Source organism: Hymenobacter sp. (assembly GCF_035709525.1).
Lineage (GTDB): Bacteria > Bacteroidota > Bacteroidia > Cytophagales > Hymenobacteraceae > Hymenobacter.
In genome coordinates, this window is sequence record NZ_DASTEP010000052.1 from 14,887 (window position 1) to 29,058 (window position 14,172).

Genomic DNA, 14,172 nt, shown 5'->3' on the forward strand with positions numbered 1-14,172 from the left:
ACGCGGGTTGGTAGCGAGGAGCTTGCTGAATAAGGGTATAGCTCAACGCTTTCGCGCTTAACCTGGAACGTTGCCGCAGCTAACAGTTGCGTCCGCGCTGCTCGCAGCCTGCGCCGTAACCGGCGCTATTCTGTTCTGGGTAAAAGGCCACGCAAAAAGCCCCGCCGGTGGGCGGGGCTTTCCGTAAAACGCGCTTGAAAATTTATTTGCTGGCGGCCGTTTTTTTCGCGGCTACCGGCTTTTTGGCGGCGGTCGCTTTCTTGGCCGCCGGCTTTTTAGCAGTGGTGGCCTTTTTGGCGGCTGGTTCTTTGGCCGCTTTTTTGGCGGGGGCGTCGGCTTCCTTCTCCGGCTTCTCGGCGGCGGCTTTTTTGCCGAAGCGGCCGCCCTTAGCGGGCTTGTCGGGGGTAGCGGCGGCCAGCTCCAGGCAGCGCTCCAGGGTTAGCTCGGTGGGCTCTTCACCCTTCGGAATCTTTACGTTTTTCTTGCCCGCCACGATGTAGGGGCCGAAGCGACCGTTGAGCACCTGAATTTCCGGGTTTTCGGGGAAGCTCTTAATCAGCTTCTCGGCGTCGGCTTTGCGCTTGGCTTCGATGAGCGCCACGCCTTCCTCGCCCGTAATGGTGTGCGGGTCCTGCTCTTTGGTGAGCGAGTAGAACTTGCTGTCGTGCCGGATGTAGGGGCCAAAGCGGCCGAGCGCGGCCGTCATGTCCTTGCCCTCAAACTCGCCCACCACGCGGGGCAGTTTGAAGAGCTCCAGCGCTTCTTCCAGCGTTATCGTTTCGATAAACATGCCCTTGCGCAGGTTGGCGTAGGCGGGCTTGGTTTCGCCCTCGGTGTCGCCCAGCGCCACGTAGGGGCCGTATTTGCCGAGGCGGGCGGTGATTTTTTCGCCGGTCTCGGGGTGCAGGCCGATTTCGCGGGTGCTGCCCAGCGTGCTGCGCTCGATGTCCTGCCCGCGCTCTACGCTCTTGTGGAAAGGCTCGTAGAAGCCGGCCAGCATCTGTCCCCAGTCTTCGTGCCCGTTGGCAATCTGGTCAAACTCATCCTCGACCTTGGCCGTGAACTGATAATCGACGATGGCCGGAAAATGCTCCACCAAAAAGTCGTTGACTACCAGCGCCGTATCGGTCGGGAAAAGCTTGGCTTTGTCGGCCCCATAGGTTTCGGTGCGCTGCTCGGTTTTCACCACGCCATCCACCAGCGCCAGGGCGTAAAACTTGCGCTCCTTGCCCTCGCGCGAGTCTTTTTCCACGTAGCCGCGCTTCTGCACGATGCTGATGGTAGGGGCGTAGGTGCTGGGGCGGCCGATGCCCATTTCTTCCAGCTTCTTCACCAGCGAGGCCTCGGTGTAGCGGGCCGGCGGGCTCGAAAAGCGCTCGGTAGCGGTCAGCGTTTGCAGCGGTAGGTTCTGACCCACGCTCAGCGGCGGCAGGCCGCGCGAAAACGAGCTTTCGCCGTCGGCGGGTTGGTCGTCGTCGTCCTTGCTTTCAGCGTAGGCTTTCAAAAAGCCCTCAAACGTAATGACCTCGCCCGTAGCCGAAAACGTGGTGCCCGGCTGCGTGCTGATGCCAATCACGGCCGTGGTGCGCTCAATCTGCGCGTCGGCCATCTGCGAGCCCATGGCCCGCTTGCGAATGAGGTCGTAGAGGCGCTGCTCGGCTGCCTCACCGCCCGCCTTCACGGCCTTGAAGTTGGTGGGCCGGATGGCTTCGTGGGCCTCCTGGGCGCTGGCCGACTTGGTTTTAAAGTGGCGCTCTAGCGCGTATTCGGCCCCGTAGGCGGCCTCGATGGCCTCGCGGGCGCCCTTGCGGGCTTCCTCGCTCAGGTTCACCGAGTCGGTTCGCATGTAGCTGATGTGGCCGGCCTCGTACAGCTTCTGGGCCACGGTCATGGTCTGGGCCACCGAAAAGCCGAGCTTGCGCGAGGCTTCCTGCTGCAAGGTCGAGGTGGTGAACGGCGGCGCGGGGCTGCGCTTGCCGGGCTTCTTGTCGAGGCTATTAATACTGTACGTGGCTCCGATGCAGCGCGTGAGGAAAGCTTCGGCCTCCTCGCGGGTTTTGTAGCGGGTCGGCAGCTCGGCCTCCAGCGTCGTGCCCTGGCCGGCGTCGAAGCGGGCCACTACGCGGTAGGCGCTGCTGGCTGTGTGCTTGTTGATTTCGCGCTCGCGGTCTACCACCAGGCGCACGGCCACGCTTTGCACGCGGCCCGCGCTCAGGCCGGCTTTCACCTTGCGCCACAGCACGGGGCTCAGCTCAAAGCCCACCAGGCGGTCGAGCACGCGGCGGGCCTGCTGGGCGTTCACCAAGTCCAGATTAATCTGGCGCGGGTGCTGGATGGCGTTGAGAATCGCGGGCTTGGTAATCTCGCGAAACACGATGCGCTTGGTCTTGTCAGCCTTGAGGTTGAGTGTTTCGGCCAGGTGCCACGAAATTGCTTCGCCTTCGCGGTCATCGTCACTTGCCAGCCACACGGTTTCGGCCTCCTTAGCCAGTTTTTTGAGCTGCGAAATCAGCTCGCGCTTGTCGGCATCGACTACGTAGGTAGGTTTAAAGCCATTGGCGACGTCGACGGCGTTATTATCCTTCGGCAGGTCGCGGACGTGCCCGTAGCTGGAGCGCACCACGTAGTCCTGACCGAGGTAGCCCTCAATGGTCTTGGCCTTGGCGGGCGACTCGACGATAACTAAATTCTTGACCATGTAGGCGGTGGGAAAAAGGCGGGTGGCAAGTTTGTGTCGGTGCGAAGAACGCAGGCCCCGGCCGAAAAGTTGAAAAGGGGGACAAAGATGCACGCTGCCCGGGCATTGTGGCCGCCGGCTCGCGGGTGCCGCGCGGGTACCGGCCCGGCCGTGCCGGGTAGGGGCCGGAAATTTTCGGGTAATTTCGACCGGAATTTTACCGCCCCTTATGCTCTCCCCCCGAATTCAGCGGGTGCTGCTGTCGCCGCGCTTCGTGCTAGGCCTCTACGTGCTCCTTACCATTGTTATCACGTTTCAGCACTACCTGCGCGGCCCGGAGTCCTATAATAATTACCTGATTTTCGTCAAGCCCTACTTCAACCTGCTGGCGGGCAAAAATTTATACCTGCCGTACCCCGAGTACTACCAGGATACCTATAAGTACAGCCCGTTTTTCGCGCTTTGCATGGCCCCGTTTGCGCTGGCCCCCACCTGGCTGGGGCTGCTGGCCTGGAACGCGCTCAACAACGCCGTGTACTATACTGCCGCCCGCCGCCTGTTTCCGGATGTGCGCCGGCAGCTCATCTTCCTGCTACTCACGCTCATCGACGTGCTCACGGCCCTGCACAACAGCCAGGCCAACTGCCTGCTGGTGGGCCTCATGCTGTGGGTGTACATCTACCTGGAGGCCGGCAAGGGCGGGTGGGCCGGGCTGTGCCTGGCGCTGGCGGCGCTTATTAAGGTATACGGCATCGGCATCGGGCTGCTGTTTTTGTTTTACCCGCAGCCCATTCGTAATGGTCTGCTAGCCGGGCTGTGGCTGGTGCTGCTGGCCCTGGCGCCCCGGCTGGTGCTGTCGACGGCTGATTTTCTGATGATTTACCAGGGCTGGTTTGACATTGTGCGCGCCTCGGCCACCGGCATTCAGCTCTCGCTGATGGGCGTGCTCGAAGCGTGGTTTGGGGTGGCGCCCACGGCCAAGGGCGTGGTGCAGGGTGTGGGTATGCTGCTGCTGCTGCTGCCGGTGGCCTACTTCCGGCACTGGCGCGCGGCCGACTACCGGCGGCTGTACGTGGCGTCCATTCTCATCTTCGTAGTCATCTTCAACCAGATGGCCGAGTCGCCGACCTTCATCATCGCGGTCGCCGGGTTTATGTTCTGGTTTATTCTCTACCGCCGCAGCACTCGCCTGAGCTGGTGGTTGTTCGGGCTGGTGCTGATTTTTACGTCGCTCTCCGCCACCGACTTATGCCCGTCGTCCATTCGGGAGGCGTATTTCGACGTGTACAAGCTCAAGGCCGTGCCCATGATTCTGGCCTGGGTGTTCATTCAAAGCCAGCTGCTGCTGTTCCCGCGCTGGCAGGCGCGGCTGGCGGCGGCTGATAGCCCGGCCCCGCTGGATGCGGCAGCGGGCACCGAACTTTCGGCCGCCCGCCCGTAGCCTACGTAACGCTAGCACGCCCCGGCACATTTATCTTGCTTTGCGGCAGGCAGACCGCGCCGCGTTCCTACTTTTGCCAACCCCACCGCGAGGCTCGCTTCGCCCCAGCACTGCTCTTTTTATGGCTTCAGCCAAGAAACCAACGGCTTCCCAGCCGGACCTCGCACCGGCCGAGCTGGAAGACCAGGCCCCCGGCCTGCTCACCAATCCCACCCGCAAGCGCGGCAGCCGCCGCCTCGGCCCCGAAGCCACCCAAGACTCGGACTACGTAAACGAGCAGCTCAACCGCGTGCTCTACGCCCTCGACGCCTTCAAAAAAGGCGACGTGTCGGTGCGCCTTACCAAGCAAAACGACGATATTTTCTCGGAAATCGCCGAGGCCTACAACTCGATGGTGGAGATGATAGGCGGGGTAGGGGGCGAGGTGTCGCGCATCTCGAAAGTGGCTGGCGTGGAGGGCAACCTCAAGGCCCGCGCCTCGGCCGACGGCGCGGCCGGCTTCTGGCGCGACATGCTCAACAACATCAACGGCCTCGTAGACAGCATCGCGGTGCCGGTGCTGGAAGTGGGCAAGGTGCTGAAAAACATCAGCCGTGGCAACCTCGATGAGAGCTTCCAGATTCCGGTATCGGGCGATTTCAAGCTGATGGCCGAAACCATCAACCGCACCATCGACAACCTCAACGTATTCGCGGGCGAGGTAAGCCGCGTGGCGCAGGAAGTAGGCACCGAGGGCCGCCTGGGCGGCCAGGCCGTGGTGCCCAACGTGGGTGGCGTGTGGAAAGAGCTGACGGACAACGTGAACACGATGGCCTCGAACCTCACGAGCCAGGTGCGCGACATTGCCAACGTAGCCACCGCCGTGGCGCGCGGCGACCTCAGCCAGAAGGTGACGGTAGAGCTGAAAGGCGAGCTGCTCCAGCTCAAGCAGAACCTCAACCAAATGGTGGACTCGCTCAACCTGTTTGCCGGCGAGGTAACCCGCGTGGCGCTCGACGTGGGCACCGAGGGCAAGCTCGGCGGCCAGGCCAGCGTGCCGGGCGTGAGCGGCACCTGGAAAGACCTGACCGACAACGTAAACAACATGGCCGCCAACCTGACCAGTCAGGTACGCGACATCGCCAACGTGGCCACCGCCGTGGCGCGCGGTGACCTCAGCCAGAAAATGACGGTGAACGTGAAGGGCGAGATTCTGGAGTTGAAGAATATTCTGAACCAGATGGTGGACTCGCTGAACGTGTTCGGCGACGAAGTAACCCGCGTGGCCCGCGAGGTAGGCACCGAAGGCAAGCTCGGCGGCCAGGCCGTGGTGCCCCGCGTAGGCGGCACCTGGAAAGAGCTGACGGACAACGTGAACACGATGGCTGCGAACCTCACGAGCCAAGTGCGCGACATTGCCAACGTGGCCACGGCCGTAGCGCGCGGCGACCTCAGCCAGAAAATGACGGTGGATGTGCAGGGCGAGATTCTCGACCTCAAAAACATACTCAACCAGATGGTGGACTCGCTCAACATTTTCGCCGGCGAGGTAACCCGCGTGGCGCGGGAGGTGGGCACCGAGGGCATCCTGGGCGGCCAGGCCAACGTGCCCCGCGTATCGGGCACCTGGAAAGAGCTGACGGACAACGTGAACACGATGGCCTCGAACCTTACTAGCCAGGTGCGCGACATTGCCAACGTGGCTACCGCCGTGGCCCGCGGCGACCTCTCGCAGCGCGTGACGGTGAACGTACGCGGCGAGCTGTTGCAGCTCAAGGAAAACCTCAACCAGATGGTGGACTCGCTGAACGTGTTTGGCGACGAGGTAACCCGCGTGGCGCGGGAGGTAGGCACCGAGGGTAAGCTCGGCGGCCAGGCCAACGTGCCGGGCGTGAAGGGTACCTGGAAAGACCTGACTGACAACGTAAATACGATGGCCGCCTCGCTCACGAGCCAGGTGCGCGACATTGCCAACGTGACCACCGCCGTGGCGCGCGGCGACCTCAGCCAGAAGGTGTCGGTAGACGTGCGCGGCGAGTTGCTCGACCTCAAGGACAACATCAACCAGATGGTGGATTCGCTCAACATCTTCGCCGGCGAGGTAACCCGCGTGGCCGTGGAAGTGGGTACGCAGGGCCAGCTCGGCGGCCAGGCCGAAGTGCCCAACGTGAGTGGCGTGTGGAAAGACCTGACCGACAATGTGAACACGATGGCCACCAACCTCACCACCCAGGTGCGGGGCATCGTGAAAGTAGTAACGGCCGTGTCGCAGGGTGACCTGACCCAGACGCTGACGCTGGAAGCGGCCGGCGAAGTAGCCGACCTCGCCCAAACCATCAACCGGATGGTGGACGACCTCAACCGCCTGGCCTCGGAAGTAAGCCGCGTGGCCCGCGTGGCCGGGGCCGAGGGCAAGCTCACCGAGCGCGCCACCGTGGGCGGCGTGTCGGGCTCCTGGAAAGAGCTGGTGGATACGCTCAACGCGCTGATTGAGAGCATCGCCCTGCCGGTGCTCGAAGTAAGCCGCGTGGTGCAGGCCATCTCGGAAGGCGACCTCACGCAACTGGTGGAAATTCAGACGACTGGCGACATTCTCTCGATGTCGAACTCGCTTAACCTGGCCGTGGAAAACCTCAACGCCCTGCTTGGTGAAATCAACGATTCGGCGCAGGTGGTAGGTACTTCTTCGGAAGAAATGGTCGACAAAGGCCAGGAAATGAGCCGTGTAACCGTCGATGTAGCGTTGGCTATGCAGCAGATGGCCGAAGGTGCCCAGAACCAGGCTCTCAAAACCGACCAGGCTTTCAAGCTCATCGAAGACATTATGACCGTGACCCGCGAAACGGCCAACAAGGCCGACGTGGTAAACAAGTCGGCCATCATGGGGGAGCAAACTTCGCAGCAGGGCCTGAAAACAGTAGCCGAGGTGGTGAAAAACATGGAGGAAATCACCAGCGCCGCCACCCAGACCTCGCGCACCATCGAAGTGCTGTCGACCCGCTCGGGCGAAATCAGCAAGTCGCTGGGCGTGATTACCGACATCGCCTCGCAAACCAACCTGCTGGCCCTCAACGCGGCCATCGAAGCCGCCCGCGCCGGCGAAGCCGGCCGTGGCTTCGCGGTAGTAGCCGAGGAAATCCGCAAGCTGGCCGAAGGCTCGCGCAAGTCGGCCAACGAAATCGCCACGCTGGTGGAGGATGTGCGCAAGGACACGACCAGCGCCGCCGCTGCTATCTCGGCCATGGAAAGCCGGGTGAAAAAGGGTAAAGAAGCTACGTTTGAGGCCAGCGCGGCCTTCAAAAACATTGCCACCAGCAGTGGCGATACGCTGCGCAGCTCGCGCGATATTCTCACGGCCACGGCCCAGCAGCAGACCTCAATTGGCGATGTAGTGAAGTACGTGGAGGAGGTAGTAGCCATTGCCGAGCAAACGGCCACCGGCACCCAGCAGGTAGCTGGCACGGCCCGCCAGCTGTCGACCTCGATGCAGGAGCTCACCAGCTCGTCGCAGCGCCTTTCCGACATTGCCGACGACCTGCAAGGCGGCCTCGAAACCTTCCAGCTCTTCGAATACTACGAGCCCGAACCCGAGCCGGAGCCCGAACCGGCCCCCCGCCGCGTGGGTATGCTGCGCCGCGCCACCCAGCCCGTGGCGGCTTCCGCGCCCGCCCCGGCCCCGGTGGCTACTGCCCACGGCCATCGGTCGCGGGCGGCCAGCACCAGCCTCAACGGTAAAAAGGACAAGGCTGCAGATAGCACTGCTAGCTCAGCTACCAACGGCCAGGCTGCCGACACCCGCCGCCCCGTGCGCCGGGCCACGCCGGCCGCTGCCGCTGCCGCGCCAGAGCCTACGCCAGCCGCCGCGCGCCGCCGCCCCAAGGCTACGGCCGCTGCCACCCAGCCCCAGCCCGAGCCGGCCGCTACGACTGCCCGGCCCCGCGCCAAAGCCAAAACCCGCTCGAAAGACTAAGCTGCCCCTGCTTGCCGCGTCCGGCCGCTGTGCTGCACGGTAAGCTTTGACTATCAACTCGTATTACTTATGCCTGATACTTCTGCGGCTCCGTCAACTGCGCGGCGCGCCGCACCGGCCGCCCCCGAGGCGGTAGTCCAGCTGATTGTTTTTCGCCTGGGCGATGAGGACTACGGTATCCGCATCGAGCAGGTGAAGGAAGTGACGGTGACGCCCGAAGTGGTGCGGATGCCCAAAACGCCGCCCTTTATCAAGGGCATCGCCAACCTGCGCGGCGACATCATCGCCATTGTCGACCTGGAGGAGCGGTTTCAACTGCGGCCGGCGGGCCGGCCGGTGCCTGACTTTTCGTACACCCTGGCCGTAGAAGCCGCCGACTACACTCTCGGCCTGATGGTGCGCGAGGTACCGCGCCCCGTTACGCTGCCCGTCAGCCTCATCGAGCCGGCCCCCGAGTTTGTGCAGGACAGCGGCCAGCGCGAAAAATACCTCGAAGGCATCGCTAAATTACCGGACGGCGAAGGCGTGATTATCGTGCTTGATATGGCTAAGCTCCTTACGCCCAGCGAGATTATGCGCTTGCCCGGCCGCGCCGCGCCCTCAGCGGCCGCCGGGGCTGCCCCGGCCGATGCACCCCCGCCCCCCGAAAAGCCGTAGAGAGGCCGCGTGGCGGTAAGCTCCGCGCTTCCTTTGCTTTTTTCCTCATAATTCTAGATTAGCTTTCATGAATAAGCGCATTCTCATCGTCGACGATTCGTTCTATATGCGGACGATGCTCAAAAACATGCTTACCGACGCCGGCTACGACGTGGTGGGCGAAGCTGCCAACGGCCAGCAGGCGCTGGAAATGGCCGTGGCTACCACGCCCGACCTTATCACGCTCGACGTGATTTTGCCCGACAATACCGGCCTCGACGTGCTCAAGGGCATTCGGGCGCAGCAGCCCGATGCCAAAGTGGTAATGTGCTCGGCCGTGGGCCAGGAAACCATTGTAAACGAGGCTATTGAGAGCGGCGCGCTGGCATACATCGTGAAGCCTTTCTCGGAAGAGCGCGTGCTCGAAATCGTGGGCGGCGCGCTGAACGGCGACGGTCCCCGCGCCTAGGGTTTGCCCTCGGCAGTAGTAATTCAGGTTTTTCTCTCCTTCGTTTTTGTTTCCAATGTCTGACCTCATCTCCCCGTGTAGCGCGTGTTGGCCGGCGTGGCCACGCCCGGCTGGCGGCGGAGGTGCGGCCGGCCGGATGCTACGTTACTTAGGCGAGTTGTTGACTATTAGCGGCCTATGAAATCACGCGACCAGGAATACCGGGAGCTGTTCATGGCCGAGGCGTTAGAATACTACGACGCCATGTCGCGCCACCTCAGTGAGCTGGAGCGTAATCCGCAGGATGCGGCCGCCCTCAACGAGCTGTTTCGCCTCATGCACAATCTCAAGGCCAACGCGCGGGCGATGGGCTTTGTGGACATGGGCGAGGTAGCGCACAAAATGGAAACCCTGTTCGGGCAGATTCGGGGGCAGGAGCGCACCTTCACCGGCTCGCTCGTGCCCCTGACTTTCGGGGCGGTAGACATGCTGGGGACCATGATTCGGGCCGTGGGCTCGGGCCAGGAAACGGGTGACGCCCACGCCCTGCTCGACAATCTGGAGCGCCTTATTCAAGGCCAGGAGCCGGCGCAGGCCGCCCCCGAGCAAACCACCGAAGAAGCCGACGCCGACGCCAGCCGCAAGCTGGAGCTGTCGGACCTGGTGTATATCCCGGTCAAAAAACTTGATAATCTGCTCAACCTAGTGGGCGAGCTGGTAATTGACCGCGACCGCATCCTGACGCTGGCCGCCGAGCTCGGCAACGCCGCTTTGCAAACCACCGCCCAGCATTTATTCCGCATTTCCGACGACCTGCAATACTCCGTGATGGATGTGCGGCTGGTAGGCGCGGGCGTGCTGCTCAACAAGTTTCCGCGGGTAGTGCGCGACGTGGCCGCCGCCGAAAACAAGCAGGTAGAGCTGACGCTGAGCGGCCAGGACGTGCAGATTGACCGCAACGTATTGCAGCTCATCACCGATGCGCTGTTGCACATTGTGCGCAATGGCGTCAGCCACGGCCTCGAAGACGCCGCTACCCGCGTGGCGGCCGGCAAGCCGCCGGTAGGCCAGCTGCGCATTTCGGCCCTCACCGAGCGCGACGACGTACTGATTCAAATTCAGGATGATGGCCGGGGTATCGACACCGAAGCCGTGCGCAAAAAAGCCGTGCGCAAAGGCGTGGTGACGGCCGAAGCCGCCGCCCAACTCGACGAGCAGGGCGTGTGGATGCTGCTGTTTGAAGCCGGCTTTTCGATGGCCGACAAGATTACCGATATCTCGGGCCGGGGCGTGGGCCTCGACGTAGTGAAGCTAGCCATCGACTCGCTCGGCGGCCAGCTGCGCGTGGCCTCGGAGCTGGGCAAGGGCACTACCTTCACGCTGGTGCTGCCCACGTCTATCGCCGTGAAGGGCGCGCTGTTGGTCGAGCTCGATGCCCGCGCCTACGCTGTGCCGTTGCTGCATACCGACACGGTTTTGTCGCTGGAAAATGACGAAGTATTTGCCGTAGGCGGCTTGCTGATGACGCGGGTGCAGGACGAAAACGTGCCCTTGGTGTCCCTGCGCCACCTGTTATATAGCGAGGGTAACGAGCCGTTGCCCCGCGCCACCCGCGCCGATTTGCCGGCCGATAATACGCGCCAACAAGTGCTGATAGTCAGCTACAACGGCCGCCGCCTGGGGCTGGTGGTCGACCGCTTTTTGCGCCAGCAAAACATTGTGGTGAAGCCCCTGAGTAAGCCCCTGGACACCATAGACCTGTTTGGCGGCGTAACGCTGCTGGGCAGCGGGCAGCTGTGTCTGGTGCTCGACGTGCCCGCCTTAACCAGACTGTTCCTCGCCAAACGCCCCTGATTTTTAGCCGCTTTCTGCTCGCTTTCGTACTGTAACGCGCTGGCCTCGGCCACGCCCTACGCCTGGAAATGTTATGACTGTATTAATGAATGATTTAGAGCGTGATATTATTCGCGAGATTCTGAATATCGGCCTGGCGCGAGCAGCCGACAGTTTCGCGATTATTGCGCAGGAGCGGGTAATGCTCGAGGTGCCCAACCTCGATTTGCTGCCTAGCCATAATATCATTGAGCGGGTGCGCGACTACCAGACGCGCTACGTGGCCATTCAGAGCGACATTCGGGGCGATTTCAACGGCTCGACGTTTATGTTTTTCTCGGGCCAGCATATCCAGCGACTGTCGCGTGTCTGCCTGCGCATGCAGGTAGGCGATTCGTTGCAGCTCAATGAGTTGCAGGAATCACTGCTGCTCGAAATCAGTAATATCATCACGGGGGCATTGGTGACGCAGCTGGCTAATATTCTAAAGGCCAGCATCTATGGCGCTCCGCCGCTGGCTCCGACCGGCGACTTGGGCAATGCCCTGCAAAGCCTTATGCCCGACCCCGATGCGTTGCAGCCGCTGATTTTTTCGGTCATCACGCAGTTCTCGGACAAGGATAATTCGGTTGAGTTACCGCTGATGCTGTTTTTCGACCGGGCTACCTTTGAGAAAATTTTGGAAATCATTCGCACCTACGACTTTTTGGGCAAGACGCAGTCGGCGGCTTAATCCCTTTTTCGCTACCATTACTTTCCCCTCAACCTCACCAAGCGCCCCGCGCTTGGTGTTATTTTTTACCCGTGTCAACTACTGATACCCGCGCGCAAAAAATCGCCAATTTTGACCCCAATGCCCCCGGCGACGTAGCGGGCGGCCTGTTTGGCCTGCCCTTCACCCCCGACGAAGCTCAGGTGGTAGTAGTGCCTGTGCCTTGGGAAGTAACCGTGAGCTACCGCGCCGGCACCGCTCAGGGCCCCGAGGCCATCCGCGAAGCCTCGCTGCAAGTAGACCTCTTCGACCCCGACCTGCCCGATGCCTGGAAGCTCGGCCTGGCAATGGAAGACGAGGACGAAGCCATCGCCCACCTCAGCCGCGAGCTGCGCCCGCAGGCCGCCGAATACATCGGCTGGTTAGAAAACGGCCAGCCCGCCGAGGAAGCCACCCAGCACGGCCCAGTGCCTGCCCGCGTTAATGCCGAAGGCACCAAGCTTGTAGCCTGGCTCAAGCAAAAAACCGGTGCGCTACTCGATGCCGGCAAGGCCGTGGCGGTGCTCGGTGGCGACCACAGCACGCCGCTGGGCTACCTGCACGCGCTGGCCGAGCGCCACCCGGAAGGCTTTGGTATTCTGCAATTTGACGCCCACTGCGACCTGCGCCCGGCTTACGAAGGCTTCCAGTACTCGCACGCCAGCATCATGTATAACGCCCTGCAATTGCCGCAGGTGAAGAAGCTGGTGCAGGTGGGCATTCGGGATATGTGCCAGCAGGAAGCCGACCTCATCGAGCATTCGGTGGGCCGGGTGGCCATTTTCGGTCAGCGCTTCTTGAGCGATGAGAAATTCGCCAAGAAATCATGGAAGAAGGTGTGCGGCAAAATCATTGCCCAACTGCCGCAGAAGGTGTACATCAGCTTCGATATTGATGGGCTCGACCCCAAGCTGTGCCCCGGCACCGGCACGCCCGTGCCCGGCGGCCTGGAGTACGAAGAAGCCACCTACCTGCTGCGCCAGGTAGTGCGTTCGGGCCGTACTATTATTGGCCTCGACCTCAACGAAGTAGCCCCCGGCGATACCGAATGGAACGGCATTGTGGGTGCCCGCCTGCTATACCAACTCTGCAACTGGATGGCCGTGTCGCAGGGCCGCCTGGCGGCCAAGGGTAAAACCAGCGCTGAGTAATTTATTCACCTTAACCCACTTGTTGCGATGGTCAAGCTTCTTATCAAGTTTATTCTCACGGCCGTGCTCACCTATGGTTTGGCCAAGGTGCTGCCCAATGTGCATCTCACCGACGTGAGCAGCGCGGCCATTCTGGTCGTCGTAATGGGTTTGCTCAACGCTACCGTTAAGCCGGTGCTCAAGCTTATCGGCTTCCCGATTACGGTGCTCACGCTCGGCCTGTTTTTGCTGGTTATCAATGTTATCATCGTGAAGCTGGCTGATTATCTGATGAGCAGCTTCTCAGTCGAAGGCTTCCTCAGCGCGCTTATTTTCAGTATCGCGCTGTCGCTGGTGACGAGCGTAGTAGATATGATTGTGGACTAAGCACCTGGCACCAAGCCAACGCAAAAGGGGCCGCTGAACTTGAGAGTTCAGCGGCCCCTTTTTGTTAGGCAACATATCAGGCAACAGGCGGAGTAGCAGGTTTCCGCTGGTTCCGCCGCTGCCAGAGCACCCAGCCGCCTACGCCTAATAGCAGTACTGGCCAGAGGTTTATGGCACCGATAAACAAGGAGGTGAGTAGCTGCCAGCCGCCATAAAACGCTTCTACCGTGCGGCTACCCAGCGACACTACCGGCGCATCAGGTACCGACTGCGGTAGCGGTTGATAGAGCGTGAGCGTGATGGTGGAGTAGGCTACTTCGTTATTAAGAGTTTTGAGGCGGCTTTCAGTGGCTTCAATTTCCTCGCGCACTTCGCCCAGCTTTTGCTCAATGTCCAGAATATCTTTGATTTTCTGTGCTTTGCTTAGCAGTGTGGTATACTGCTGCTCCATAGCGCGCTTGGTTTGCAGGCGGGCGTTTACGTCGGCGTGCTCGGCGGTCACGTCTTCGGTGCTAAGCTCTTTTCTTTCTATTCTGCCTAAGCCCGCTAAGCCATTCAGCAGCGCCTGAAAGTGAATCGGCGGTACCCGAATGGTCGTGACATACAGCCATTCGTTATCAAGATGAGTTTCGGTGGAGGCATTGAGGTAGCCATCGTAGCGGCGTACTAAGCTATCGAGCCGGGCTTCTACGTGAAGCATGGCATCAGTTTTTAGGCGTACATCAGCATGGTAGATGAGCAGCCGGTTCGCTGGTACTGCGGTATGCGCTGCGGCTGGCGATAAGGCCCCGGGTGCTTGCGCAATCGCCTCTACCGGGATAGAGGTGTTGGGAGGTGACTCCTCCAGCGGCACATTTTCTTTAAGAGTAGAAACTGCTTGTTGTTTAGGGGCCTGCTCGCAACCCAACTGTAGGCTTGCA

General features: G+C 61.4%; 10 protein-coding genes. 8 read left to right on the forward strand and 2 right to left on the reverse strand.

Going from position 1 to position 14,172, the window contains the following annotated elements:
- Window positions 1-202 precede the first annotated feature (202 nt).
- Window positions 203-2,698 (reverse strand): type I DNA topoisomerase, encoded by a 2,496-nt coding sequence (topA, locus tag VFO93_RS04510; RefSeq protein ID WP_325133133.1) that lies wholly within the window; start codon window positions 2,696-2,698, stop codon window positions 203-205.
- Between the two features lie 208 nt (window positions 2,699-2,906).
- Between topA and VFO93_RS04515 the strand changes: the two genes are divergently transcribed.
- From VFO93_RS04515 to VFO93_RS04550, 8 genes are all read left to right on the forward strand, one after another.
- Complete coding sequence (locus tag VFO93_RS04515; protein WP_325133134.1) at window positions 2,907-4,118, forward strand: glycosyltransferase family 87 protein; 1,212 nt, start codon at window positions 2,907-2,909, stop codon at window positions 4,116-4,118.
- Window positions 4,119-4,239: 121 nt separating this feature from the next.
- Complete coding sequence (locus VFO93_RS04520) at window positions 4,240-8,067, forward strand: methyl-accepting chemotaxis protein (RefSeq protein WP_325133135.1); 3,828 nt, start codon at window positions 4,240-4,242, stop codon at window positions 8,065-8,067.
- A gap of 69 nt (window positions 8,068-8,136) precedes the next feature.
- Window positions 8,137-8,724, forward strand: a complete 588-nt coding sequence (locus VFO93_RS04525) for a chemotaxis protein CheW (RefSeq protein WP_325133136.1) — start codon at window positions 8,137-8,139, stop codon at window positions 8,722-8,724.
- Between the two features lie 67 nt (window positions 8,725-8,791).
- A complete protein-coding gene (locus tag VFO93_RS04530; RefSeq protein WP_325133137.1) occupies window positions 8,792-9,172 on the forward strand; it encodes a response regulator in 381 nt (126 codons plus the stop codon).
- A gap of 177 nt (window positions 9,173-9,349) precedes the next feature.
- On the forward strand, window positions 9,350-11,005 hold the full coding sequence (locus VFO93_RS04535; protein ID WP_325133138.1) for a chemotaxis protein CheA: 1,656 nt from the start codon (window positions 9,350-9,352) through the stop codon (window positions 11,003-11,005).
- A gap of 85 nt (window positions 11,006-11,090) precedes the next feature.
- Window positions 11,091-11,717 (forward strand): hypothetical protein, encoded by a 627-nt coding sequence (locus VFO93_RS04540; RefSeq protein WP_325133139.1) that lies wholly within the window; start codon window positions 11,091-11,093, stop codon window positions 11,715-11,717.
- A 71-nt stretch (window positions 11,718-11,788) separates the two neighbouring features.
- The gene (locus tag VFO93_RS04545; RefSeq protein WP_325133140.1) at window positions 11,789-12,886 is read left to right on the forward strand and encodes an agmatinase family protein; all 1,098 of its coding nucleotides are present in this window, start codon (window positions 11,789-11,791) and stop codon (window positions 12,884-12,886) included.
- A gap of 27 nt (window positions 12,887-12,913) precedes the next feature.
- Complete coding sequence (locus VFO93_RS04550; RefSeq protein ID WP_325133141.1) at window positions 12,914-13,252, forward strand: phage holin family protein; 339 nt, start codon at window positions 12,914-12,916, stop codon at window positions 13,250-13,252.
- A gap of 76 nt (window positions 13,253-13,328) precedes the next feature.
- On the opposite strand, the gene VFO93_RS04555 is transcribed toward VFO93_RS04550, so the two are convergent.
- Window positions 13,329-14,172 (reverse strand): DUF4349 domain-containing protein (locus VFO93_RS04555; RefSeq protein ID WP_325133142.1); only part of this gene is annotated, 844 nt, incomplete at its 5' end.

What these genes read in the sequence shown, in the direction of transcription:
- VFO93_RS04530 (WP_325133137.1), top strand. Translation starts at nt 8,792, where the DNA reads ATGAATAAGCGCATTCTCATCGTCGACGATTCGTTCTATATGCGGACG.
- VFO93_RS04520 (WP_325133135.1), top strand. Translation starts at nt 4,240, where the DNA reads ATGGCTTCAGCCAAGAAACCAACGGCTTCCCAGCCGGACCTCGCACCG.
- VFO93_RS04540 (WP_325133139.1), top strand. Translation starts at nt 11,091, where the DNA reads ATGAATGATTTAGAGCGTGATATTATTCGCGAGATTCTGAATATCGGC.
- VFO93_RS04550 (WP_325133141.1), top strand. Translation starts at nt 12,914, where the DNA reads ATGGTCAAGCTTCTTATCAAGTTTATTCTCACGGCCGTGCTCACCTAT.
- topA (WP_325133133.1), bottom strand. Translation starts at nt 2,698, where the DNA reads ATGGTCAAGAATTTAGTTATCGTCGAGTCGCCCGCCAAGGCCAAGACC.
- VFO93_RS04515 (WP_325133134.1), top strand. Translation starts at nt 2,907, where the DNA reads ATGCTCTCCCCCCGAATTCAGCGGGTGCTGCTGTCGCCGCGCTTCGTG.
- VFO93_RS04525 (WP_325133136.1), top strand. Translation starts at nt 8,137, where the DNA reads ATGCCTGATACTTCTGCGGCTCCGTCAACTGCGCGGCGCGCCGCACCG.
- VFO93_RS04535 (WP_325133138.1), top strand. Translation starts at nt 9,350, where the DNA reads ATGAAATCACGCGACCAGGAATACCGGGAGCTGTTCATGGCCGAGGCG.